Source organism: Henriciella litoralis (genome assembly GCF_002088935.1).
Classification (GTDB): domain Bacteria; phylum Pseudomonadota; class Alphaproteobacteria; order Caulobacterales; family Hyphomonadaceae; genus Henriciella; species Henriciella litoralis.
Window position 1 is genome coordinate 1,098,618 of the sequence record NZ_NCSS01000006.1, and the last position, 22,540, is coordinate 1,121,157.

Annotated in this window: 18 protein-coding genes, 1 tRNA gene and 1 pseudogene; 6 read left to right on the top strand and 14 right to left on the bottom strand. The window is 58.4% G+C overall.

The genetic code is table 11. The annotated features are described in order from the left end of the window. Window positions 1-21 precede the first annotated feature (21 nt). From B8783_RS08860 to B8783_RS08875, 5 genes are all read right to left on the bottom strand, one after another. Window positions 22-1,002 carry a tetratricopeptide repeat protein gene (locus B8783_RS08860; RefSeq protein WP_139792310.1) on the bottom strand — a complete coding sequence of 327 codons (981 nt, stop codon included), beginning with the start codon at window positions 1,000-1,002 and terminating at the stop codon, window positions 22-24. 10 nt (window positions 1,003-1,012) lie between these two features. Further along, window positions 1,013-2,782 carry an amidohydrolase family protein gene (locus B8783_RS08865; protein ID WP_169711755.1) on the bottom strand — a complete coding sequence of 590 codons (1,770 nt, stop codon included), beginning with the start codon at window positions 2,780-2,782 and terminating at the stop codon, window positions 1,013-1,015. Window positions 2,783-2,786: 4 nt separating this feature from the next. Next, entirely contained in the window at window positions 2,787-4,040 is a 1,254-nt protein-coding gene (locus B8783_RS18340) for an amidohydrolase family protein (RefSeq protein ID WP_169711756.1), read from the bottom strand. A 2-nt stretch (window positions 4,041-4,042) separates the two neighbouring features. Next, the gene (locus B8783_RS08870; RefSeq protein ID WP_084419815.1) at window positions 4,043-5,380 is read right to left on the bottom strand and encodes an amidohydrolase; all 1,338 of its coding nucleotides are present in this window, start codon (window positions 5,378-5,380) and stop codon (window positions 4,043-4,045) included. 79 nt (window positions 5,381-5,459) lie between these two features. Beyond that, window positions 5,460-8,363, bottom strand: coding sequence for a TonB-dependent receptor domain-containing protein (locus B8783_RS08875; protein ID WP_169711757.1), 2,904 nt, complete (start codon window positions 8,361-8,363; stop codon window positions 5,460-5,462). Window positions 8,364-8,641: 278 nt separating this feature from the next. On the opposite strand from B8783_RS08875, the gene B8783_RS08880 reads away from it, so the two are divergent. The 3 genes from B8783_RS08880 to B8783_RS08890 all read left to right on the top strand — a co-directional run bounded on the left by B8783_RS08880 (window position 8,642) and on the right by B8783_RS08890 (window position 11,010). Continuing rightward, a complete protein-coding gene (locus tag B8783_RS08880) occupies window positions 8,642-9,094 on the top strand; it encodes an Lrp/AsnC family transcriptional regulator (protein WP_084422014.1) in 453 nt (150 codons plus the stop codon). A gap of 326 nt (window positions 9,095-9,420) precedes the next feature. Next, the gene (locus B8783_RS08885) at window positions 9,421-10,485 is read left to right on the top strand and encodes a PLP-dependent cysteine synthase family protein (protein ID WP_169711758.1); all 1,065 of its coding nucleotides are present in this window, start codon (window positions 9,421-9,423) and stop codon (window positions 10,483-10,485) included. A gap of 60 nt (window positions 10,486-10,545) precedes the next feature. Further along, a complete protein-coding gene (locus B8783_RS08890) occupies window positions 10,546-11,010 on the top strand; it encodes a RidA family protein (RefSeq protein WP_084419817.1) in 465 nt (154 codons plus the stop codon). 213 nt (window positions 11,011-11,223) lie between these two features. On the opposite strand, the pseudogene B8783_RS08895 reads toward B8783_RS08890, so the two are convergent. Together B8783_RS08895 and B8783_RS08900 are read right to left on the bottom strand one after the other, a co-directional pair. Further along, window positions 11,224-11,926 (bottom strand): annotated as a pseudogene (locus B8783_RS08895) (IS6 family transposase). A 129-nt stretch (window positions 11,927-12,055) separates the two neighbouring features. Continuing rightward, window positions 12,056-12,673 carry a TetR/AcrR family transcriptional regulator gene (locus B8783_RS08900; RefSeq protein WP_084419818.1) on the bottom strand — a complete coding sequence of 206 codons (618 nt, stop codon included), beginning with the start codon at window positions 12,671-12,673 and terminating at the stop codon, window positions 12,056-12,058. Window positions 12,674-12,805: 132 nt separating this feature from the next. Here B8783_RS08900 and B8783_RS08905 point away from each other — a divergent pair, with 132 nt between their 5' ends. Then, on the top strand, window positions 12,806-13,552 hold the full coding sequence (locus B8783_RS08905) for an SDR family NAD(P)-dependent oxidoreductase (protein ID WP_084419819.1): 747 nt from the start codon (window positions 12,806-12,808) through the stop codon (window positions 13,550-13,552). 24 nt (window positions 13,553-13,576) lie between these two features. Here the strand turns inward: B8783_RS08905 and B8783_RS08910 are convergent, their stop codons facing one another. Beyond that, window positions 13,577-14,476 (bottom strand): LysR family transcriptional regulator, encoded by a 900-nt coding sequence (locus B8783_RS08910; RefSeq protein WP_084419820.1) that lies wholly within the window; start codon window positions 14,474-14,476, stop codon window positions 13,577-13,579. Between the two features lie 106 nt (window positions 14,477-14,582). Between B8783_RS08910 and B8783_RS08915 the strand changes: the two genes are divergently transcribed. Beyond that, a complete protein-coding gene (locus B8783_RS08915) occupies window positions 14,583-15,200 on the top strand; it encodes an FMN-dependent NADH-azoreductase (protein WP_084419821.1) in 618 nt (205 codons plus the stop codon). 295 nt (window positions 15,201-15,495) lie between these two features. Here B8783_RS08915 and B8783_RS08920 read toward each other — a convergent pair. The 6 genes from B8783_RS08920 to hppD all read right to left on the bottom strand — a co-directional run bounded on the left by B8783_RS08920 (window position 15,496) and on the right by hppD (window position 21,930). Continuing rightward, window positions 15,496-15,585, bottom strand: a tRNA-Ser gene (locus tag B8783_RS08920). Between the two features lie 72 nt (window positions 15,586-15,657). After that, entirely contained in the window at window positions 15,658-17,643 is a 1,986-nt protein-coding gene (locus B8783_RS08925) for an alkyl/aryl-sulfatase (protein ID WP_084419822.1), read from the bottom strand. A gap of 137 nt (window positions 17,644-17,780) precedes the next feature. Further along, window positions 17,781-18,485, bottom strand: coding sequence for a hypothetical protein (locus tag B8783_RS08930; RefSeq protein WP_084419823.1), 705 nt, complete (start codon window positions 18,483-18,485; stop codon window positions 17,781-17,783). A gap of 255 nt (window positions 18,486-18,740) precedes the next feature. Continuing rightward, on the bottom strand, window positions 18,741-20,201 hold the full coding sequence (locus B8783_RS08935; RefSeq protein WP_084419824.1) for a M61 family metallopeptidase: 1,461 nt from the start codon (window positions 20,199-20,201) through the stop codon (window positions 18,741-18,743). 73 nt (window positions 20,202-20,274) lie between these two features. Continuing rightward, complete coding sequence (locus B8783_RS08940) at window positions 20,275-20,826, bottom strand: VOC family protein (protein ID WP_084419825.1); 552 nt, start codon at window positions 20,824-20,826, stop codon at window positions 20,275-20,277. Beyond that, window positions 20,827-21,930 (bottom strand): 4-hydroxyphenylpyruvate dioxygenase, encoded by a 1,104-nt coding sequence (gene hppD, locus B8783_RS08945; protein WP_084419826.1) that lies wholly within the window; start codon window positions 21,928-21,930, stop codon window positions 20,827-20,829. A gap of 80 nt (window positions 21,931-22,010) precedes the next feature. Here hppD and B8783_RS08950 point away from each other — a divergent pair, with 80 nt between their 5' ends. Beyond that, window positions 22,011-22,520 carry a MarR family winged helix-turn-helix transcriptional regulator gene (locus B8783_RS08950; RefSeq protein WP_084419827.1) on the top strand — a complete coding sequence of 170 codons (510 nt, stop codon included), beginning with the start codon at window positions 22,011-22,013 and terminating at the stop codon, window positions 22,518-22,520. Window positions 22,521-22,540: the final 20 nt, after the last annotated feature.

Below are 22,540 nucleotides of genomic sequence, written 5' to 3' on the forward strand. Positions count from 1 at the left end.
GCGGCTGGGCGGTCAGCGGCTTCAATCGCTCAAACCGGCATCTACGGTCAGCATGGCGTAGTCGCTTTCGGCCGCCACATAGGCCCAGATCGGCCAGTATGATGTATCCAGTATGTCTTTGAGCACCTGCCGGGCTGCATCATCATCACCGGCCGCAATCATCCGGCTGGCGAGGCCATAGGCCACCGTCGCATCGCGACCGTTCCAGCCTTCTGCCTTGTCGAGATTGATGACGTCATCAGGCGAAAGGACGCCTTTGTAGATCATCACGCGCTTGTAATAGGGATAGGTCTCATCCGCCTCTATATCCTCGGCAACAAGCGCGAGGGCAGCATTGGCCTTCTCAGGCTCACCAGCCCTCATTTCGGCATTGTACAACCAGTCGACGGCCCCGATCAGCATGTCATTGTCGGTCGCCGTCTCCACGCAGCTGGCAAATTGCTCCGCCGCTTCCGCAAAGTCCTGATGCAAATAATGGTAGATGCCGAGATGGTAGGCGATCCAGTGTGCGTAGGTGCCATGCGGTTTCCCGCTCTTCAGCTCATACACGTCCGTTTCGCCCTTGGACTCGACCAGTGCCTCAGCTTCCAGAAGATCGGCGTACGCTTTTTCAATCTGGCGCGTTGTGATGTAGCGATGAGCGCGATGCCGACGGAGCTTGTACGACTGAGGATAGGCTTCAACGCCCTTGGAATAGGCGTCAATCGCGTCGCGATAGCGCCCAGCACCAGCCAGCGCCGCTCCGACCTCCACATACTCATCTTCGCTGGAAACCGCACCCGACTGCAGTCGCTCCATCGCCTGCCTGGCCGCTTCCGCCTGCTCAGACGTCGCTTCCTTTCTGTAGAGTGGCTCACCCAGAAAAGAGATCGCTTCGACCGGCCGCGCCTCAACATCAGCTGCGGACGTTTCCGTCGCCGCTCCAAATGACCCGCTGGTTTCCGTAGTACAGCCCGAAAGCAGGATAATAGCCGTCATGGCGGCAAGCATATGGCTCTTCATGGCTGGGTTCCTATTCAGCAGATTTGTAGAATTCGACATTGTCGAGCTCGAACCAGAAATCGGTTCCCGGCTCGTCATGACGTCCGATGGACAGCCAGTGCAGAGCGGCGAGGTCCACAGGGCCGGCCTCCGGCTCGCCGGCAAATCCCTCAAAGGGAAGCTCTACTGTTTTCCAATTCTTGGTCGTCTCGAACGCAGACTCAGCCTCAGAGGGGCCGCCACCAATCTTCATTTTGATCGGTCCCTGGCCGCGCACGTCCAGTCGCACACCGTCAAAACGCGCAGCATCGACCGGCAGGAAACCAGCGGGCGAAAGCGGAAGGACAACAAACGCAAATGGATCTTCTTTCAGCGTCAGGTCCGCTGAGACATGCAGAGCCATGCCGCCCTCGATCCGTTCGACCGTATTGCGAACGAGCCTGCTGCGCGGATGATTGCGGTCCACATCATACCCTCGGCACGCTCCAGTGCTCGTTAGAGCGTCATTCTCGAAATCATCGATCATCCTGCCGGCGGGACGTGCGTCTGGCATGACAGCGCCTTGGTCCACCGACAGCTTTGCATCTGCGACGACTTCCCTGCCATCAAGGAAGACCCTGTCGAGCGACCGAAGCTCCGATATATCCTTCCAGGGTTCGCCAGCGACAAGAATGAAATCTGCTCGCTTTCCCACTTCGATGCTGCCGCGATCATCGGACAGGCCGAGAAGCTCGGCGCTATGAAGCGTCGCCGCTGTCAGCGCCTCGCTTGGCGTGAGGCCAAAATCGACCATCAATTCCATCTCACGGAGATCGGCTTCGCCGAATGGGTTGTTATCGATGCCCTGGTCGGTTCCCATGGCGACCTTCACGCCGGCATCGAGAAAAGCGGACATGTTCGCGCGCGAGAACTGCTGGCGACGCATGACAATTGCCGCCTTCGCCGGACCCATCTCGGCCATCTCATCCTCGAAAGGCTCATAAACGGTCAGCGTCGGCGAGTAATAGACACCGTTTTCGGTCATCAACTCGACAAGCTCTTCATCGGCTGTTCGGTCCTGAAGCGCGTGTACGATGCCGTCGACACCAGCCCTTGCTGCCTGCTTCCCACCCTCAACGGTGACGGTGTGGCTGAAGACCGGCAAACCCGCCTCATGCGCGACACCAACAATCGCGGAGAAGGCATCAAGGTTGATGCTGCTGAGATTGGCGCCGCTGCCATAGCGCCAGCCATCGGCAAAGACCTTGATCGCGTCCGGCTTGAAAGCGAGGATATCCTCGACCGCTGCGTCGGCCTCGCGGGCGCTAAACACGGTCTTTGTGACGCGCTCATCCGTCCAGGCCGTACCATGACCATAGGGAACACTCATTCGGGCCGCGTAGAACACATGCGGCGAAACGATACCGGCATGATAGGCGCGCATATCTTCAAAGGCCTCGGGGGACGAGTGGAAATCCGTGGCAGTCGTCACACCCGCTTCCAGCAGGTCGACGGCAATGGACGCCCGTGTCGCGCCATTCATCCCGGTCCAGTGCGTGTGAACATCTATCAAGCCCGGCAGTAAGGCTTTGCCGTCAGCGTCTATGACCTTAACGCCTTCAGGAGCGGCCTCGATGCTCTCTTCAATCTTCGTGAACCGACCATCTTCAGCAAGCACATCCAATGTGCGCACATCTCCGGATGTCACATCGAAGACCTTCGCGTCGCGGATCAGGACATCCTGTGCGCTCGCCGCGAAGTTAGCTGTCAAAAGGACCGTCACCGTGAGGGAGATGGCACGCCAGTTTTGAAGTCCGGGCATCTGTCTACTTTCCTGCAGGTTTTGCACGATATTTGTCCCGAAGCGCCGTCTGACGGTCTTCCAGGGGTTGCAGCACGCCATCAATGTAAAGCGCATCAAGGCCGCTGAGAGGCTCGAACGGGTCGCCCGACCAGATTGCCATGTCGGCGACCTTACCGGGCGCGATCTCACCATAGTTATCGAGACCGAGCATGCGAGCCGGGCCTGAGGTGATGGCAACGAGAGCAGCATCTTTCGGAAGGCCCGCAGCAACTGCAACGCCGGCTCTGTAGCGAATGAGCCGCGCGTCATGGCCGGCGCGCGGCGGAACGATCAGAACCGGCACCCCTGCCTCATGGAGCCGAACGGCATTCTGTGATGATGCCAGAACAGCGTTGAAACTCTGCGGCAGGTTTTCGTAAGGGTCGAGAACGACAGAGGCGCCCGCGGCCGCAATCTCATCGGCAACAGACCATGCTTCAGCCGCGCCAACAAAAACGATACGCAGATTGTAGGGAGCGGCGATCTTCAGAAACGCCCGGATATCCGATGCCCGTTCTGCAGCGACGTAAAGCGGTATCTCAGCGCGCATGACAGGCACGAGGCCCTGCAGATCAGCCTGTGTCCACTTGGCCGCCTTGAACGATGACACCCGTTCAGGCGACGGATTCTCGGCAAAGCTCGACGCGTCTTCCAGCATGGCCTTGAGCTGCGGGAAAACAGCTGCCCTGCCCTGATCTGATCCGAGCAAATTAAGAGTCATGGCGACTTGCGGCTGAGAGATCGCGTCGCCATTCGCAGCTGTGCTGATGAGGGCGGCCTGACCACCAAACGCCGCGGCACCGCCGGTCTTAGCTTCCAGCCCCGGCGTCACGATAGCGCGAGCAACGCCGCCGCGCCGCGCCACAGGGATAAGGGTCGAATTCGGGTTGATCGCATACTGAATATCCGCGCCTGCGGATAGCGTTGAAGAGGACGCATCAATATCATTTGCATTCGCGCGATCATTGATTTCGACAGCGCCTAGCGTCGTGCTTGAAACGATAAGTCCTGGCGTAATGACCTTGCCGTTCATGTCGACCATTCGTGCATCGGCTGGGATACGGACGTCCGCACCGACAGCGGTAAAGCGGCCATTCTCGATAAGAATGGTAGCGCTCTCCAGCTCACCTGCCTCGCCCGCCGTCATCACTTTAGCATTCGTGATCGCAAGCGTTTGCGCAAGCGCGGGCGAGAAGCAGAGTGAGACCGCCGCTGAAAGAATAGCAAAAAGGCGCATTGTCATTCTCCTGCTCCCGTTTGACCTGTCAGGAAGTCTGACTCGACAGAGCCCTCGTCTTTCTCGCGCTCATAAACCAGCGCACCGTCGATATAGACGAGATCGGCATGCGAATAGACGCTGAATGGATCGCCAGACCAGACGACGACGTCGGCGAGCTTGCCCGGTTCGAGCGTGCCGGTTCGATCATCGATCCCCATCATTTCGGCGGGCCGGGACGTGATCCACTTGATCGCCGTCTCATAATCATAGTCGAGCCCCGCGTCTTTCGCGGAGGCCAACGCCATGGCAGCCTCGATATTCAGTCGCTGGATCAGCAGCGCGTTATCAGAATGAAGCGAGACCGTCACACCGTCCTCCTCCAGCATCGCGGCGGCAGCCGGAACCGCGTCATAGGCCTCCATCTTGAAGCCCCACCGACGCGCCCAGGTCGCGACAGCGATGTCTTCATCCCTGAGAAGATCAGCAATCTTGTAGGCTTCAGTAGCGTGGTGAAAGGCGCCGATCTGGAAGCCGAATTCGTGTGAGACCTCGATCATCTGCTCCATCTCGTCAGCCCGGTAGCAATGAAACACAGGGATGATGTCCCCATCGAGCACGCCCGCCATTGTCTCCATCTGAAGATCGGCCGGTGCGGGCTTTCCAGCTTTCATCGCTTCATCTCGCTGGCGGCGATACTGTGTGGCATCGGCCCAGGCTTGGCGGAATTCGGCCACGACACCCATCCGGGTGACCGGGGCTTTGCCGGCGCCGCCATAGACCTTCATGGGGTTTTCACCGCATGCCATTTTCAAAAATTCAGGTGCGTCGGGCAGGAGCATCTCACTGGCCGTCACCGATTCAATATTGTGAACTGTAACGCCGCGGCCTCCAATCAGGTTTGCAGAGCCCGGCAGGATAGCAAGGCTAGTCACGCCGCCCGCCCGAGCCATCTCGAAGCCCGGATCCTGCGGCCAGATTGCATCTTCCGCCGACACCTGGGCTGTATTGGTCCCGCTCTTCTCGTTGAGATCCATCGTCGTCGGCAGAAGCGGCGTTGGAAAGACTCCAATATGCGAATGAGGATCAATCAGGCCCGGCGTCACCCAACGCCCCTCGCCATCAATAACTGCGGCATTCGCCGGCACGTCGACAGCGGAGCCGATCGCTACAATCTTTCCGTCCTCGAACAGAATAGTGCCATTCTCGATGCGGGGGGAGGCGGCCGTCAGGATAGTGGCGTTGATGATCGCCGTGGCTGCTGATCGCGTGTCGGCTTCGCCCGTCTGGCCCTGCGCACCAGCGCAACTGGGCCAAACGACGAGACAGGAAATAGCGGCGAGTTTCAGCAAATTGAGCATCGAAAATCCTGTATTTAATCCTTTTATTGAATGAACACCCTTCCCGGGAGGTAACGGGAAGGGTGTTCAGCTCCACCGATCAGAAACGAATGGTGGCGCCAGCGAAGAGGAAGCGGCCCTGCGCATCATAGATCGATGGATAGGTGTTGCCGCGGCCATCATTTTCGTTGCCGCCATAACCCGCCAGTGAGGTAAGTGGCGGATCCTGATCGAGGACGTTGTTCACCCCGGCCCGAAGCTCAAGCGCTTCTGAAACGTCATACTGGACCGACACATCGAAGTAGGATGTCGCTTCCAGATCGTTCACAGGCGAAGGGTTTACAGAGTACTCGTCGACTGCAGAGATATAGCGCCATGCCAGTTGCGCCCGAAGTTTGTCGAGGCTCCAGTTGGCACTGACCCGGTGACGATACTCCGGCGCCGGGTTGTTACAGGCGCCGCCATGCATACCCGCACATTCGACGGCCGGCTCACCGACAAGCGCCTGGGTGGAAAGCTCATCGAGAACGGTTGCGACATAGCTCAGCTGCAGATCGCCAAAACCGGGTGCGCCCACATCCTCAAGGCCAAAGCGGTAAGACGCGCTAAGGTCAACACCGGACGTCTTGAGGTGGCCCGTATTGATCAGGGCGACGTCCACATAGGCATCGCCATCACCAAGGAAGAGCGTGCCCGACGGCTCCCGGTTGATGAGCGAACAATAGCGCGCATCGCCAGTTGTCAGACACTGATCGATGGTCTGGCTGGGATTGATCGATCCGATGAAATCCTCAACTTCGATGGAGAAGTAATCGACGCTCGCCACGAAGCCCGGAAGATAGGAAGGCTCGTAAACGATGCCTGCCGTCCAGGTATCCGAAACCTCAGGCTCCAGCGCCTCATTACCACCTGTCAGAATGTCGATATTGCCGGCGCTGTCGAGAATTGTCCCGTACTGAGCCTGCGTTACGCCAGTCTTTGCACATGCCTCAAAGGAAGCGAATGGCTCAGCCGTCGATGTCGTTGGATCGAAGTCGCCGGCACATGGGTCCTTCAGACCGTTTGGCAGCGTCGACAGCGTGCCGAAGCCAAATTCACGCGGGCTGTAAAGCTCGAGCGGGTTGGGTGAGCGTGTCGCACGCTGGTATTGCGTGCGGAGGCGAAGGTCAGTGACCGGACGCCAGGCCAGGCCGACGGAATAGGTGCTCTGCCCACCCGTCGTATCGTAATAGTCAGAATAGCGATAGGCGCCTGTCAGGGTCAGCTCCTTGGCAAACGCCGCATTCTGGATAAGAGGCGCCTGAAGCTCGCCGAACAGCTCGCGGACCGGAACTGAACCGTCCACCGGCGCACGCACACTGGTACGGGTGTCGGCGGAGTCCGGGGTAAGAGACAGGGTGTCCTTACGGTACTCAAAACCGATGACGGCGCCGAACCCATCTTCTGCGAGCGGGCTGGTAAGACCGTAGAGACCGAGGTCGCCGGTAAGGCTGCCACCGAACACGAACTGTTCGGTTTCGCCAACGCGCAGGCTCGGGGTGGTGATATAATTATTGGCTTCCGGCGTGATGCCATCCGCTTGGAAGATATTGAAAGGCACACAATCAGGGTCTTCGCCCGTCAGGACAGAGCGGCAAACCGGGTCCCCGCTGACCGGATCCGCGACGATATCAACAGCCCGTGTTACGCGGGAAATCGATACGTCATTCAGGATCGTTTCCTGATAGTCTACGGTCGAGTTCTGGACAAAGATTTCGTAGTCGAAGCCATCGAACGCTTCACCTCGGGCACCGCCTACGAAACGCTGGGTCTTCAGACCAAATTCTGCGACACGTGGATAGTCGAGATTCCGGCGTCCAAGGCGTAGCGGCGCGCGCGGCACGCCATCACTACCGATCGAGACGACGGAGGGATCGCAGAAAGTCGCCTGCATTTCCGACGTCAGCAGCGGGTTGTCGCAATTGATCGTGGTCGTGGTGCCCGTCGCCAGGCCAGCTGCACCGATCTGCGCATCGGTCTGGTTGTCGGCCACAGAGAAGTCGAAGAACAATTCAATGTTGTCGGTCACATCATACCGGGCGAAAGCGCCGTAGGTATAGCGCTCACGGGGGCGCTGCAGGTAGTTTCCGTAGGCAAAGTTAAAGGCATCGACCGAGCCATTGTAAGCCCGCAAATCGCCTGTCGTTTCGTCGACAACAAGGTCAAAACCGCCTGCCCCTGTGCGCAGATAGCGCGTATTGGCGGGCATGGAGCCTGAGCCGCTACAGGAGAAGTCCGTGCCCCCATTTCGGGTGGAAAACGGACAAGATGTGAAGTCGCGATCTTCCCATTTGACAGCGTTGTCCTTGGAGTAGCCGAAATACGCCGTGACGTTGCCACGGTCGTCATCAAAGTTCGTGCCGGCGACAAGGTTCAGGTCGACAGACTCGCCATCCATGATGGAGTCGGCGTCCGGCTGGCCGAAGTCGTTCAGGACACGCTCGATATTCGAATTGTTATTGTCGGCCCAGAACGTGCTGCCCTGAATATCCGCTTCAAAGCCATCAAAGTCGCGCTTCATGATGAAGTTCACGACGCCCGCAATCGCGTCGGAGCCATAGACGGCCGTCGCCCCGCCGGTGAGAACTTCAACCCGCTCAACGAGCTGCGACGGAATCTGGTTCAGGTCGGCGGCAACATTAATTGGCGACCCATATGGCAGCCGCTTGCCGTCAACGACCACCAGGGTGCGCTTTGCACCAAGTCCGCGAAGGTTGACCGTCGCCTGCGCGCCGCTGACGCCCGACGTCGAGCTCTCACCCGAAAGGGTCTGTGGCAGTGTGCTCAGAAGGTCTTCGACTCGCAGCACGCCGCGCGCATCGAACTCTTCTGCTCCCAGCGTGGTCACTGATGAGCTGGATGTCAGGTTAGGATTTGAAATCCGCGATCCGGTAATGACAACGCGGTCGAGACCAAGCGATCCTTCATCCGCCACTTCTGATGACTCAGGTTCATCTACAGCCACGACCTCCTGCGCGTATGCGGACGCAAACCCCGTTATCGCCAAACCGAGAACCACGCTTGAAACCCCGCGCGAGATCAACTTAGTCGCTTTAGATTTTTTTACCATATAATTCCCGTTCATCCCTACTTTTTCCCTATGCAGCACCAAATTCAGTTCCAATATAACTTTATGAAGCCCATTTGGGATTGTACACCCATTTTATTGTGATAAACTCACCTTTCGTAACACTTATTGCTTTGTTTTTGGGATTTTTTACCATGATGCGAGAAGCCGCCAAATTGGATCAGCTGGATATCAAGATACTGAATGCGCTTCAGGATGACGCTTCGCTGTCGATTCAGGACATTGCCAACAAGGTCGGACTGTCTTCCAACCCGTGCTGGCGCAGGATCAAGAAACTCGAAGACGATGGCGTCATCGCGAAACGTGTTGCGCTGATTGATCCCAATCTCGTCAATCTTGGAGTTACGGTTTTCGTGTTCCTCAAAACGGAAAACCACAGCAAATCATGGCTGGATATGTTTTCACGATCTGTCGCCGCTATTGATGAAATTGTGGAGTGCCACAGACTCAGCGGCGCCAATGACTACTTGCTGAAGATCCAGGTCTCCAGCATCGACCATTATGACAGTGTCTACAAAAAGCTCGTGGAAAGCGTGACAGGTCTGACCGATGTCTCGTCCAGTTTCTCAATGGAAAAAGTCAAATACTCTACCTCCCTCAAACTTTGACGCAGAGCCGACAACAGCGGACGGCGCCTCGAATTCAGCCCCGCACTTCCAAGCCGCCCGCACAATGAGGTCAATGCCATACAATAAGATATTCCCTCATTTTCACACGAAAGTCCGTAATTTGTGCGCTTTTGCCTACAGACTGACCAGAGACACCGGTATCTGCGGCACGTTAGCAATCGATTTATACCAATATAAAGCGTTATAATAGCAAATTTTGGGAACACTTTCGTCGCCTTTGGGCGTAGGTCTTGCGTCAGATAGATTGAGACGAAAAGGCCAGAAAAGTGACGATTCCAGCTTTAAACAGGTATCCGAGACCGTCTTTGGTGACGACCGTCAAGGAACGCAACATACGCGACTGGGCCCGGGAGGCGATCAATACCATTCAAGCCGAGGCGACGCGGCAAGGCCAAACCAATTTGGTAAAGCTCAAGCTGCCCGGCTTCCGCTATGTGGATATGTACCTCAAGGACGAGAGCGCGCATGCCTCCGGCAGCTTAAAACACCGGCTTGCTCAATCACTGTTCCTGTGGGGGATCTGTAGCGGCAAGATCGGACCGCACACGACCATAATTGAGTGCTCATCCGGAAGCACAGCGATCTCAGAAGCCTATTTTGCCAATCTGCTCTCGCTCGATTTCAAGGCGATTGTCCCGAAACGCACCGCGCAGCGCAAGATCCGGGAAATCGAATTCTACGGTGGGGAATGCGTGCTGGTTGAACCGCATGAAATATACGAGATAGCCGCCAAGCAAGCGTGCGAAACCGATTGCTATTTCATGGACCAGTTCACCTATGCCGAGCGGGCCACCGACTGGCGCGGGCCGAATAATATTGCGGCCGCCATCTTTGAGCAGATGAAATCTGAAAGATGCCCCGAGCCGGACTGGATTGTAGTCGGGGCCGGTACTGGCGGAACGTCAACTACAATCGGGCGCTACCTTCGCTATTCAGGCCGCGGACGTAACTCCCGGTTGTGCGTTGTCGACCCTGAGAATTCGGTTCTCTACGATCATTACAAGACGCGAAAAACCAATCTCGTCTCAGCCCACTCCTCCCGGATCGAAGGAATCGGGCGCCCGCGGGTTGAGCCATCCTTCTTCCCCGAACTGGTGGACGAGATGATCCAGGTGCCCGACGCGGGGTCGATGGCCGCGCTACGTTACCTTGAGGGGCTCACCGGTCGGCAGCTCGGCGGCTCGACCGGCACCAATTTCTTCGGCGCATATCAGCTGGCGCTCGAACTCGAAGACAGGAAGGAGCCGGCAAGCATCGTATCTCTCATCTGCGACGACGGCCAGCGCTACGCCGACACCTATCACAATGAAGACTGGGTGAGAGCGCAGGGCCTCGATCCATCAGAATATGAACGCCTTTTCAGGCACTGAACAATCGGAGCGCTCTCGCTATCCCCTGCCCTCGAAAGCCAAAGAAGAAAGGAGCACCTCATGGGCTCTATCGATGAACGAATTGAAGAACTTGGCATTACCCTGCCCGCCCCCTCCGCGGCTGTCGCGAATTACGTACCCTATGTCATGGCGGGGCGATTGCTGTTTGTCTCGGGGCAGATCAGCGCTCGCGACGGCAATCTGATCAAGGGACGCATTGGCGAGACCATTTCTATGGACGATGCCGTCGAAGCGGCGCGACATTGCGGGATCAGCCTTCTGTCCCAGTGCATGGCGGCCCTCGGGAGCCTCGACCGCATTCACAAAGTGGTCAAGCTTGGCGGGTTCGTAAACGCCGCGCCGGACTTCGAAGCGATACCGCATGTCATCAATGGATGCTCCGATCTCATGGTCGACGTTTTCGGCGACCGCGGCAGACACGCGCGCTCAGCCGTGGCGTCCCCGACACTCCCTCTAGGCGTTGCCGTCGAAATCGACGGTGTCTTCGAGATTACCCCGGACTAAACGCCGCGCTGGCGAATAACTGGCGCCTTTACGATAAACGCTGACAATGCCATCAACCTTGCTCCGTCTCCGGGAGCTCAATCGACCCGTTCCCCTGACAATGCCGCCGGGACTATTCCGAGACGTCTGGGATTCGCTGATTTTCGGGAAACTGGCTGGCGGTGCTGTCAGTCTAATGCGAACCCGTCTCCAGCATCGCAAGGTTTAGCCCCTCTATCCAGCCAGAAGCCCGCGCCACTCGAAAAGGGCAACATCGCGTTTCGATTTGAAAGTCTGACGGCAGTTGATGTGGCGATCGAGGTTGAAGTGATTGTGGAATGAAGCGTGGTTCGAGGCGAATTTCTGGGGGTTGGACATTCGCCTGAACCTTAGCCTCGCCCGCTCTCGTCGCCGGAACGGCAAATGGCTGTTCTCGGCTCTGTTGTTGAGATGGCGACCGACCTCCCGACGGTCGATATTTCCGATTTCCTTCATCGCCGCGCCATATGATCTTAGCCGGTCGGTGACGACTGTCCGTGGTGCGCCGTAGCGCTTTCTGGCTTTTCTCAGAAAGCGCTACGCTGCGGATTTATCGCGTGTTTTCGCAACTTAGCTTTCCAGGACTTCGCCCTCATAATCAACGTCGCCAGAGGTAATGCGTCTCGCCATTGAGCTTCACGAAGACCTCGTGGAGATGCCACTGCCATTGCGTGATCTGGCGCATGTAGCTGGCGCGGCGGACGCGGATATTATCGGCGAACATTGGCCCGAAACGGTCCACCCATTTCCGAACGCTTTCGTGGCAAACGTCTATGCCACGATCATGCAGCAAGTCCTCAACGTTCCGCAATAAGAGCGGGAAACGGACGTACATCATGACCGCGAGCTGGATGATCTCGGGCGATGTCTTGAAATAGCGAAATGGATTGCGGGTCATCTAGCGAAGCTAGCGAGGCTGTCCTTCCCGCTCAATCGGTCCGTTCCGCTCACAATACCACACGCCCCGCCGTCACGCACATACGTTTGGACAGAGCGGCGCCGTGAGTTTGCGCATGCAGAGCGGCACCTAGAGCACGCCCGGCGGCGCAAGATCAGCAGTGCGCTGCGGACCGTTTGCACGGTAACGCAGCCCGTCAACCAGCAGTGCGACCAGCCGGCGAGCTGCTGATGGATTGCCATCGCTTGACGGCATGCACAGGCTCGCGACGGCGCGCAGAAGATCATACGGATTAGCGTCCGGCCGTATGTCTCCGGCGGTGACGGCGGCATCGAGCAAGTTTTGCAGTGCAGGCTCGAACCGGCTATCGAAATAGGCCGGCAAGGCCTCGAAGGCGGGGTCGCCCGAATACAGGGCCGCAGCGAGCCCGCGCTTGGCAACGATAAAGTCGACATAGCGTTGCATCCAGCGGTCGAGCGCTTCCCCGGGAGGAAAGGCTTCCGCAAGACTGGCCGCGGCGTCCGCGCAGGCGTCAACCTCACTGCGAAACACTGCTGCAATCAGATCGGAGCGCTGGGGAAAGTTGCGGTAGATGGTCCCGACGCCGACACCTGCCTTTTCGGCGATTTCGCGCATCGGCGCCTCAACACCGGATGTGGCGAACACGTCCCGAGCGGTGCGCACCAGTTTTTCGATGTTGCGCTGCGCATCGGCGCGCACGGCCCGTTTCGACGATTTTCCAGCCATGGATTCTCCCATTTCGGCAATCAACGCTTGTTAAGCGGAACAACGTTCCGTATATAGGCGGAAGGCTGTTCCGCTTAATACGCCGCCGGACGTAAAAAGGCCAGCAAAGAAACCCAGCAAGGAAACTTCATTATGTCGGACGAACGCATCGCTCTCGTCACCGGAGCCACTCAAGGCATCGGCCTCCAGATTGCGAAGGATCTGGTTGCAAAAGGACTGACGGTGATCGTCGGCGCGCGCGACCTTGAGAAGGGCGAGAAGGCGGCGCAGGAAATTGGCGGGCAAGCCCACGCCATTCAGCTCGACGTCACGGATGAAGCATCGATCGCCCGGGCGGCTGATCTCATTCGCGCCCGGTTTGGCCGCCTTGATATCCTGATGAACAATGCCGGGATCTCACGGGCAAAGCCGAACCAGGACTTTGCGGAGGCCGTCAGGACAAACCTGCTCACGGACGCGCCGCTTGCCGACATCCGGACGGTGTTCGAGACCAATGTGTTCGGCGTCATTGCCGTGACACAGGCGATGCTTCCCCTCCTGCGCGAGTCGCCGGCAGGCCGCATCGTCATCACCGGGAGTTCTGGCGCATCGCTGACGCTCAACTCCGACCCCGCCAATGATCATCGGAGGATGTTCGGCAATTATTCAGTCTCAAAGGCAGCCGCACATGCCGTGATGCTGGCCTTCGCGCTGGCGCTCGAAGGCACAAACATCAAGGTCAACGCCGCCTGCCCCGGCTTTACCTCGACCGCGCTCAACAACTTCAACGGCACACGTAGCGTGGAAGAAGGCGCACGCGAACCGGTCCGGCTTGCCCTGATGGGTGACGACGGACCGACCGGAACCTTCTCGGACGAAGACGGTCCGGTGGCCTGGTAAACGCGCGGACCTGAAGGGCGCGGCTCAGTCAGCCAATCGCGTCTGCAGGTCGCTCAAAAGCCAGCGGCCCGCCGGGCCAGGCACGCGATCGGCGAGGTGCGCCGCGTAAATCGTCAACGGATCTGCATTCCCTCTGGTATCGTCATCAAGCATGAGCCTGACCAGCCGGCCTGCATCCAGGTGCTCCTTCACGAGATGCTGGGGCATCCGACACCATCCAAAGCCCGCGAGCAGGAAATCCATGCGCCGTCCAAGATCGACGAACCGCCATGGAGTCGAGCCGGTCAGCCCGTAGTTCGGTCCATCTCGGTTCGCCGGATCGGCGAGAACAAGTTGAACATGGGTCTCCAGATCGACGCGGCTCGCCGGACGACCTAGCGTCGCCAGGGGATGATCTGCGGCAGCCACGGGCAAAAGGTTGATCCGGATGAGCGGCGTCGCCATCACATCCTCCGGCACGTCGGGCAGAAGCAGGCAAAGCGCAAGCGAGACGTCACCTGCCCGCAAACGGCGCAGCGCGCCTCCAAGCCCTTCTGTCGAAAAGCTGATCTGCAATTGCGGATAGGTCTCGTGCAGCGCGCGAAGACTTTCGATGAGGGGTGCGGTAGGGACCAGCGGATCGATGGCCAGCGCCAGTTCCGCCTCCATTCCTTGACGGGATCCTGCGGCCACGGCTTCAAATCTGGCAGCGCTCGCCAGCACCATTCGCGCTTGCTGCACCAGGATCCGGCCCGTGTCCGTGAGCTGCGGGCGGTGACCGCTCCGGTCGAAGAGCGTAACCCCCTGGGTCGCTTCCAGCGTGGCGACGGTCTGGCTGATGGCCGATTGCACCCGTGTCAGTTTGCGGCCAGCAGCGGAAAAACTGCCGGTGTCGGCAATCGTGACCAGCACACGCAGCTGATCAAGGCTCAGTGATGAAATCACAGCTATCACCTGATGTGATGGAAATCATCGGCATTATATCACTCCCGCTGGATAGTCGGAAGCCATATTCTCTTTCTCATGCTCCTATCAGGAAAAGGAATGTGGCATGACCAGACTTCTCGTTGTTGAAACCAGCCCGCGCGGCAACGCCTCGGTGTCGCGCAACATGACGCAACGCTATCTTGCGGAATGGCAGGCGCTGAACCCGAACGGCAAGATCATCCGTCGCGACCTTGCCGAAGAGGCACTCCCCCACGTCACGATGCCGTGGCTTGCGGCCTATTTCACACCGCCCGACGCACAGACACCGGAGATGAAGGCACAGTTGGGGCTTTCCGATACACTTGCTCAGCAACTTCTGGACTGTGACGAACTCGTTATCGCCACGCCGGTCTACAACTACAACATCCCCGCCGCGCTCAAGGCGTGGGTAGATCATATCGTGCGCAAAGGCTTGACGCTCGGCTTCGATGGCAGCGGCCTGGTCACCGGGAAAAAGGCCACGTTGCTGATCGCCTCGGGCGGCGAATATGGTGAGAGCTCCCCAATCAGGAACCGCGACATCGCCACGCAATATCTCAGAATGATCCTGAATGTGCTCGGAATCGAGGATGTCACGGTCGTTGCCGGCGGCGGTGCCAAAAATGTCGATCTAGGCGAAATCAGCATGGAAGACTTTGTCGGCAAACTCGATCTGCAGCTCAGAGAAGAAACTCTCGCCTGAGACGACGGCAAAACCCGCGCGGGCCAGCATCAATCGGTGCTTTCAGTCAAATGCGAGCCCGTCTCCAGCATCGTTAGGGTGCACCCTACCCTATCCAGCCAAATAGCTGACGCCATTCGCGGCAAGCGGCACCTCGTTGTGATTTGAAAGTCTGGCGATGATCTCGGGCGACGTTTTGAAGTTGCGGAACGGGTTTCGACGCACCCAATAACGCTAGAAGGTCGGGAACATCCGCTCAATTAGCAAATTGCGCTAACAATGCCGTCTCGATTGCGGGGATTTTCGCAAGACTGGCTGGCGGAGAGGAAGGGATTCGAACCCTCGATACGCGTAAACGTATACGCCCTTAGCAGGGGCGCGCCTTCAGCCACTCGGCCACCTCTCCCAAGCCAGATTGCCTGTCTAGTCAGAGACGTGCCCCCCCGCAAGAGGGCAAACGAGCTGACTGCAGTGCATGTTACGGCGTGACGACCGGGAACCAGAAATCCGGCGTCTCGAGCGCGCCAAGAAATGCCGCCGCCGCGCTCGCATCGCCCTCAATGCTCAGCCCGCCAGACTGCATCAGGCCCGGCACGGTCACCTCCTGCAGAATAAGGCGGTTGAAGTCCGCCCGGTCGAGCGTCAGGCGGGCAGCGCCCTCTTCATCGACCATGCGCGGCACCACAACATCCTTGCCGACGGAGACGCTGATCGTTTCGCTGACGTCAGGAAACTCGAAGACGATCGTGAAAGGCTCACGGGTCAGCTTTTCGGGATTGTAGCGCGTGGCGAGAGAATCAAAGAGATCAGGCGTCGGAACTGCCGCGAGAAACTCCGCATTGGCTGCCGTTGCGCGGCCTGTCTCTGGCAGGCCGTTGCGCAGTTCGGAGGCGGCGGTGAGGTAATAGCTGCGCCAAGCCCCGCTCTCGGCCTGGAACCCCTGCTGCTCATAGCTGGCCGCGAGCCACGCTTTCGCCGCTTCATTTTCTGGTTCAGCGAACACTGCATGGTTGAAAACCTCGCTCGCCCAGCGATAGTCGCCCGCTTCGAACGCCTCAATGCCTCGCTCGATCACGGCGTCAATGCCGCCCATCGCGTCAACATAACGGGCTGCACTCTCTTCATGTGGCAGGGCATTGAAGTCAGCGGGCACACCGCCCCACCAGCCAAAATAGAACTGGTAGACCGCTTTGGCATTGTGATTGATCGTGCCGTAATAATCGCGCACGGAGAAATTATCCTGGCTGAATTCAGGCTCCGGTATGGATTCGGCCGCTTCTGTAATCGTTGCCCCTGCATTGGCGCGGCGCATCGTTTGATCATGGACATAGCGATAGATATCGCGCTGCCCTTTCAGAAAATCCGAGACATTCTGCTGCTGCCAGGTTGGCCAGTGATGGGAGGCAAAGACGAGATCGGACTTGTCGCCATAGTCGATTAGCGCCCGGTCAATCACCCGGCTCCATTTCAACGCGTCCCGCGCCTTCGCGCCGCGCATCGTCAGCACATTGTGGAAGGTCGCTGTTGCGACTTCAGCGGTACACAATGCGCGCTTTTCCGGAAGGTAGAACATGAATTCGGCAGGCGCCTCAGTGCCGCTAGCGTCCATGAACTCAAAGGTCACCCCATCAATCACGCGCTCGGTGCCCCAGCCGCCGATCTCTTCGGTTGGCAGAACCAGTGTCGTCGTCCCTTGCGGCAGGGCCGGACCAAGGCCCGTCCCGACATTGCCGGTCGCCGACCGCCCAATCGAGCGGCCAAACATGAGGACCGCCCGGCGTGACATCTGATTGCCGGCGATAAGGTTCTCGGCGACGGCGCTTTCGGTAAATCCGGCCGGGGCCAGCACAGGCACGCCGCGCGCTTCGATCTCTTCCTCGGAGATGACCCCGCGGGCCCCGCCAAAATGGTCCGCATGCGAATGGGTATAGATCACGCCCGTCACGGGCCTCTCACCCAACGTGTCATTGACCAGCTTCAGGGCGGCCGCTGCGGTTTCTTTCACCGTCAGCGGGTCAACAATGATCCAGCCTGTCTCGCCTTCGATGACGCTCATCACCGAGAGGTCATAGCCGCGCACCTGCCAGATGCCGTCGGCGACCTCAAACAGGCCGTGCTTAGCGGCCAGGCCAGACTGGCGCCAGAGAGATGGATTAACCGTCGCAGGCGACTCGCCCTCTAGGAAGTCGAATTGTGGGATCGACCAGACAACGCTGCCATCCTCTGCAAGGATCGCATCATCCTCGATCGCGGCCAGAAACCCCCGGGAGGCGTCTTCAAAATCGCTGGCATCATCCAGCGGCAGGCGTTCGGCGACGGCGCGATTGGCGGCAGTGGTTGCTTCACTCGCCTCGCCGGCAGGTGGCGGAGCAGGAACGGCAGAGTCCGCGCCGCCTGTCTGTGCGAATGAGGGGGCTGTAATCAAGGCAAGTGCGAGCGCCGATACGGCCAGTCTGGATGTCATGCGTTTTCCTCCCGGATATGTTTTGGCGCCAGCCTATGCCTACGGCCGGAGTTGCGGAAGGTAGTTTTTGAAAAAGCGTCCCGGTTTTGAGTGGACCAAGCGGACGTGAACGCTCCTATCCCCACGCTTTCGGGGCGTCAGATCACCGTCAGGCTGAGGATTGTGAAGCCTGTCACGATCAGGGTCGGCACAAGGAGGGCGAGGACGCCCTTTGTCCAGTACGGCCCCTGCCTTACCCAGCGATCATAGAGAACATAGCCAAGTATGGGCGGCAGAGAGAAGGCAAGGACGATCACGCTAATTGTCGGCCATGATGCCGTCAGGCCGGTCAGCGCCTCAAGGCTCGCATGGATTTCGGCATAGATCCATTTGAAAAAGGCGAAGACAGCGCCAATCAGGAGGATAATGGCAAAGAATTTGAGGACTCCTTCGGCATCATCACCGTTCGAGGAGGTGCCAGACGCGGCCATTGAAGGCATTTTCGACGTAAAGCTACCACTCACCGGCGCGCCGACGCCGCCTGCAGACTTTCCGCCAGAAAAGGTGGACTTGCCACCGAATGTCTTGTTCTCGCGTTTGCTGCGAGCATGAGCCTCTTTTTCGGCCTTTCTGTCGCGCAGCGCTTGCTTACGGTCCAGTTTCTGCTGGCGTTTCTGTTCGCGCAGCCGCTTTTCGGCGCGTTTGAGGTCTTTTTTGGAAACGTGCGGCGTGGCGATGCCTTGCTGGCGCTGGCGGGCAGCTTCGTCTCCTAGTCGTTTGGTAAGCCCTTTCTGACCTTCCATCGTCGGGATGAAGGCGCCCTGCTCTCCCAGCATTTTCTGGGTCTCATTCCACTTTACCATGAGCCTTTCCCCAACCGCCTACGCCGCGTAACACACCAAAGCGTACCATGTGCGAGCCGAATGGCAAAGCACGCGCAAAAACGCGGTCCTGCAGTCAACATTACAGTTTCGCTTCATGGAGCCTGGCGAATGAAGCCGAGGGATTTGAAATGACCGCACCCGGAAAAGGTCATCTATGTCCCGGAAATGGCCAATCATGTTTTACGCAGCGTCCTGATTTCGACGAGCGGGAAAGCTGGCGCGCGGTCTCTGCGGTCACCCCGTAATCGACCGAACGCAAGCGGCCTCTTCAAAATCCGCGTCGACAGCAAATCTCATGTCTTCGCCGGTCCCCTGCACCGTCAGACAAGCGGGAAGTGCCAGCTCATCAGGCCAGATCACCGCGCCCTCCACGATGTGGCGCTGATATTGATCGTCGAACCGGTCTGCGAGCACAGCGCGCAGCGCGCCCTGGATTTCATCGTCGTCGAGCGTTTCGTCTGCATGGTCAATCAAGCCGGACAATACATCCGACAAATCCCCGCGGTTTGAAGCGGTAAGCTCACTGTTCCAGTTCAGCGCGAGAAGAAGTCCTTGCTGATAGGGCAGTTTTTGCAGCTCATCACTGTCCCAGATCCCGGCGGCTAGTGCTTCTTGGCTTGTCTCACGCACGGGAGAGTTCAGATAGGCTTCGACCATGTCATTCAGGTTCGAGACAAAGCTGTCGAGGTCAATCAAACCCGACTTCAGCAGCACGATCTGGGTGTAGTATTCGGTAAATCCCTCTGTAAACCACATCCGCTCTGGATCGGTGTCTTCATCCGTCTCGCCCATGCGCCGCGTGATCCATTCGTGCAGTATTTCATGCACGATCGTGTGGGTCAGGTTTTCTGCCTCGGCATTCTGGGTCGCAAGCAGCAGGAATGAGCGTGTCAGGCCGGTCCCGATAACGGCGGATCCGTCGGGCAGGTCAGGCAGTGGAAGCAACGCGACGAAGTAATCCTTAAACACATCGTCTTCGAAGAGCGCGGCCGCTTCGGACAGCACGGCCAGCGCCGTCAGCCCGATTTTCTGGTCGGAGAGCGCCCAGTCCCCCCGCACGCCGACCCTGACCTCATGTCCCGTCTCGCTGACCACAGACGTTCTGTAGTCGCCGATCAGAATGACCGAGCCTCTGATGTCGTCCAGTGCCACCGGTTCGCTGACGCCATCCTCAAGCTTGAGGCTGGACGCCATCGCGCCCTCGAACCCGGAAATGGACAGTCGGAACGGGCCTGAAACATCCACGTCTGGAACGAACGTATACCCGATCAGGCTGGCATGACCCGGCAGCGCGATTGGCCGCATGCCGGGAAGCCCCGCCTCGCCCCATTGCGGTTCGCCATCATAATCCTGTTTCAGCGCGAAACTCAGCTCAAACGGCTCAACAGCGTCATGCTCTACCCGAACGGCGCGGCCTTCTCGCTCGAGCGTCGCGCCAGTGCCTGCAGCGGAAACCTGGAAGTCGGACAAAAGGCCCGTGAGGTCTGTTTCAGGCCCCCACTGATCGGGAAAGAGAAACTCCACAACCCCGTCATCGTCAGAAGTGATCTCCACGCCGACGCGAATGGCACCGTCCTGTCCTGCCGCCGCGGGCTTCAGGCTGATCATGTTGCCCGGCAGGCGAGGCGCTTCGGCGGTCGATGCGCACCCCGCAAGCGAGGTTACGGCGACGGCGAACATCCAGGACAGCTTCAAGGCGTATTCTCCAGCGCAACTTGATGCCTGATTAACGGACGTGTCGTCGGTCAGGTCAAGTCAGCCCGCTGGTTCAGCTTTCTTCAGCGATCTTCTCGTGTAGCCAGGCTGCGTGGCGCGGCGCTTTCTTGGTCGCGCTCCATTCGGCCAGCATATCCTCTGCAACCGATTTCAGCTCACTCATCTGTTCGGGCGTGCCGATATCGCAGGCAAGCTCGAGGCGGTGGCCGTTCGGGTCGAAGAAGTAGATCGACTTGAAGATGCCGTGATGGGTCGGGCCCACCACGTCGAGGCCGCGGCTTTCGGCGCGCGCCTTGGCGTTCATCAGGTCTTCCATCGTGGCGACCTTGAAGGCGATATGCTGCACCCATTCCGGTGTGTTCTGGTCCCGGCCCATTTCAGGTCTGGTCGGCAGTTCGAAGAAGGCGAGCACATTGCCATTCCCCGCATCGAGGAAGACGTGCATGTACGGATCGGCTGCGCCGGTGGACGGCACCTTGTCTTCTGCAATGGCGAGCTGGAAATCCATGCCCAGCACGTCCTTGTAGAAATCCACCGTTTCTTTCGCGTCCTTACAGCGATAGGCGACGTGATGGACGCCATTTAGTTTGGGAGCATCGGCCATCTAGGCATCCTCCTCGACCTTCAGCGAACCGCGCTTGATCTGGTCGCGTTCCATGGACTCAAAGAGCGCCTTGAAATTGCCCTCGCCGAAGCCTTGCTTATAGTCACCCTTGCGCTGGATGAACTCGAAGAAGACCGGGCCGATCTGCGGCTCTGCAAAAATCTGGAAGAGAAGGCGTGGTTCGCCGCCTTCAGTCGTGCCATCAAGCAGCAGACCACGCGTTTTCAGCGCATTCTCGTCCTCTCCATGGCCGGGCAGGCGTTCGCCCAGCATCTCGTAATAAGTATCCGGCGGAGGCGTCATCATCGGAACGCCGCGCGCTTTCAGCCGGTCATAGGCCTCGACAAGGTTGTCGCAGATAAGGGCGATGTGCTGGATGCCTTCGCCATTATATTCTTTCAGGAATTCCTCGATCTGGCCTTTGCCGCCTTCAGCTTCCTCATTCAGCGGAATGCGGATCTTGCCGTCCGGCGCCGTCAGCGCCTGTGAGGTGAGGCCGGTATACTCACCCTTGATGTCGAAATAGCGGATTTCGCGGAAGTTGAAGAGCTTCTCATAGAAGTCCGCCCAGTACTTCATCCGGCCCTTATAGACATTGTGGGTCAGGTGATCGACCAGCTTGAAGCCAGCGCCTTCCGGGAATTTTTCGACGCCGGGCAGATATTCAAAGTCGATGTCATAGATCGACAAACCCTCTTCACCCTCATCAGCATAGCGATCGATGAGATAGATCAGCGAGTGGCCGATACCGCGGATAGCAGGCAGTTTCAGTTCCATCGGCCCCGCATGTACGTCGCATGGCTCAGCATCATTGGCGAGCAGGTGATCATAGGCCGCTTTGGCGTCACGCACACGGAACCCCATGCCGCACGCGCTCGGCCCGTGCTCTTTGGCGAAGTAATAGGCTGGTGAGCCTTTTTCGTAATTGGTGATCAGATTGATGCCGCCCTGGCGCCAGAGTTCGACATCCTTGGAGCGGTGGCGGGCCACCTTTGTGAAGCCCATGACTTCGAAGACCGGCTCAAGCTGGCCTTTCTCCGGTGCGGAAAACTCGATGAATTCGAAGCCGTTCAGGCCGGCTGGATTTTCAAACAGGTCTGCCATGTGCTTTACCTCCAATGATTGTGCTGAATCGATAATAGTTGCATTTGCAACTAATGCAAGTTTTGGAGCGTATACATCGAATGAATGAGGCCACCCGAAGTTCCGCGAATGAGCCCACGCAGACCCTTCAGCTGGACGGTTTTCTGCCCTATCGGCTATCGGTTCTGTCTAACGCCGTCTCACGCAAGATCGCGGATATGTATGAACGCGACTTCGATATCTCCATCTGGCAATGGCGCATTCTGGCCGTGCTCGGCGAGAGCGATGGACTGACCTCAACCGAGGTCGCCACCAAGACGTTGATGGACAAACCCGCAGTCAGCCGCGCCACTGCTGCGCTGCTTCAGCGCGGACTTCTCTCACGCAAGTCAGACAACAAGGATCGCCGCAAGGCAGAGCTTCGCCTCAGCGAGGACGGACGGAAGATCTATGATGCGATCATCCCGCGCGCCTTGTCTTATGAGCGCGACCTGCTCGCCTCGCTGAGTGACGAAGATGCCGCAACGCTTCACCGCTTGCTAACAAAGCTTTCGCATATAGCATCGCCTGAGCGCGAACTTTGGTCACAGCGCGGCGGGACAGATGACTAGCGACCAGGTCTTGAGGGGGA

Coding starts and splice junctions, on each gene's coding strand:
- B8783_RS08860 (WP_139792310.1), bottom strand. CDS start 1,002: ATGAAGAGCCATATGCTTGCCGCCATGACGGCTATTATCCTGCTTTCG.
- B8783_RS08865 (WP_169711755.1), bottom strand. CDS start 2,782: ATGCCCGGACTTCAAAACTGGCGTGCCATCTCCCTCACGGTGACGGTC.
- B8783_RS18340 (WP_169711756.1), bottom strand. CDS start 4,040: ATGCGCCTTTTTGCTATTCTTTCAGCGGCGGTCTCACTCTGCTTCTCG.
- B8783_RS08870 (WP_084419815.1), bottom strand. CDS start 5,380: ATGCTCAATTTGCTGAAACTCGCCGCTATTTCCTGTCTCGTCGTTTGG.
- B8783_RS08890 (WP_084419817.1), top strand. CDS start 10,546: ATGGGCTCTATCGATGAACGAATTGAAGAACTTGGCATTACCCTGCCC.
- B8783_RS08900 (WP_084419818.1), bottom strand. CDS start 12,673: ATGGCTGGAAAATCGTCGAAACGGGCCGTGCGCGCCGATGCGCAGCGC.
- B8783_RS08905 (WP_084419819.1), top strand. CDS start 12,806: ATGTCGGACGAACGCATCGCTCTCGTCACCGGAGCCACTCAAGGCATC.
- B8783_RS08915 (WP_084419821.1), top strand. CDS start 14,583: ATGACCAGACTTCTCGTTGTTGAAACCAGCCCGCGCGGCAACGCCTCG.
- B8783_RS08925 (WP_084419822.1), bottom strand. CDS start 17,643: ATGACATCCAGACTGGCCGTATCGGCGCTCGCACTTGCCTTGATTACA.
- B8783_RS08930 (WP_084419823.1), bottom strand. CDS start 18,485: ATGGTAAAGTGGAATGAGACCCAGAAAATGCTGGGAGAGCAGGGCGCC.
- B8783_RS08940 (WP_084419825.1), bottom strand. CDS start 20,826: ATGGCCGATGCTCCCAAACTAAATGGCGTCCATCACGTCGCCTATCGC.
- hppD (WP_084419826.1), bottom strand. CDS start 21,930: ATGGCAGACCTGTTTGAAAATCCAGCCGGCCTGAACGGCTTCGAATTC.
- B8783_RS08950 (WP_084419827.1), top strand. CDS start 22,011: ATGAATGAGGCCACCCGAAGTTCCGCGAATGAGCCCACGCAGACCCTT.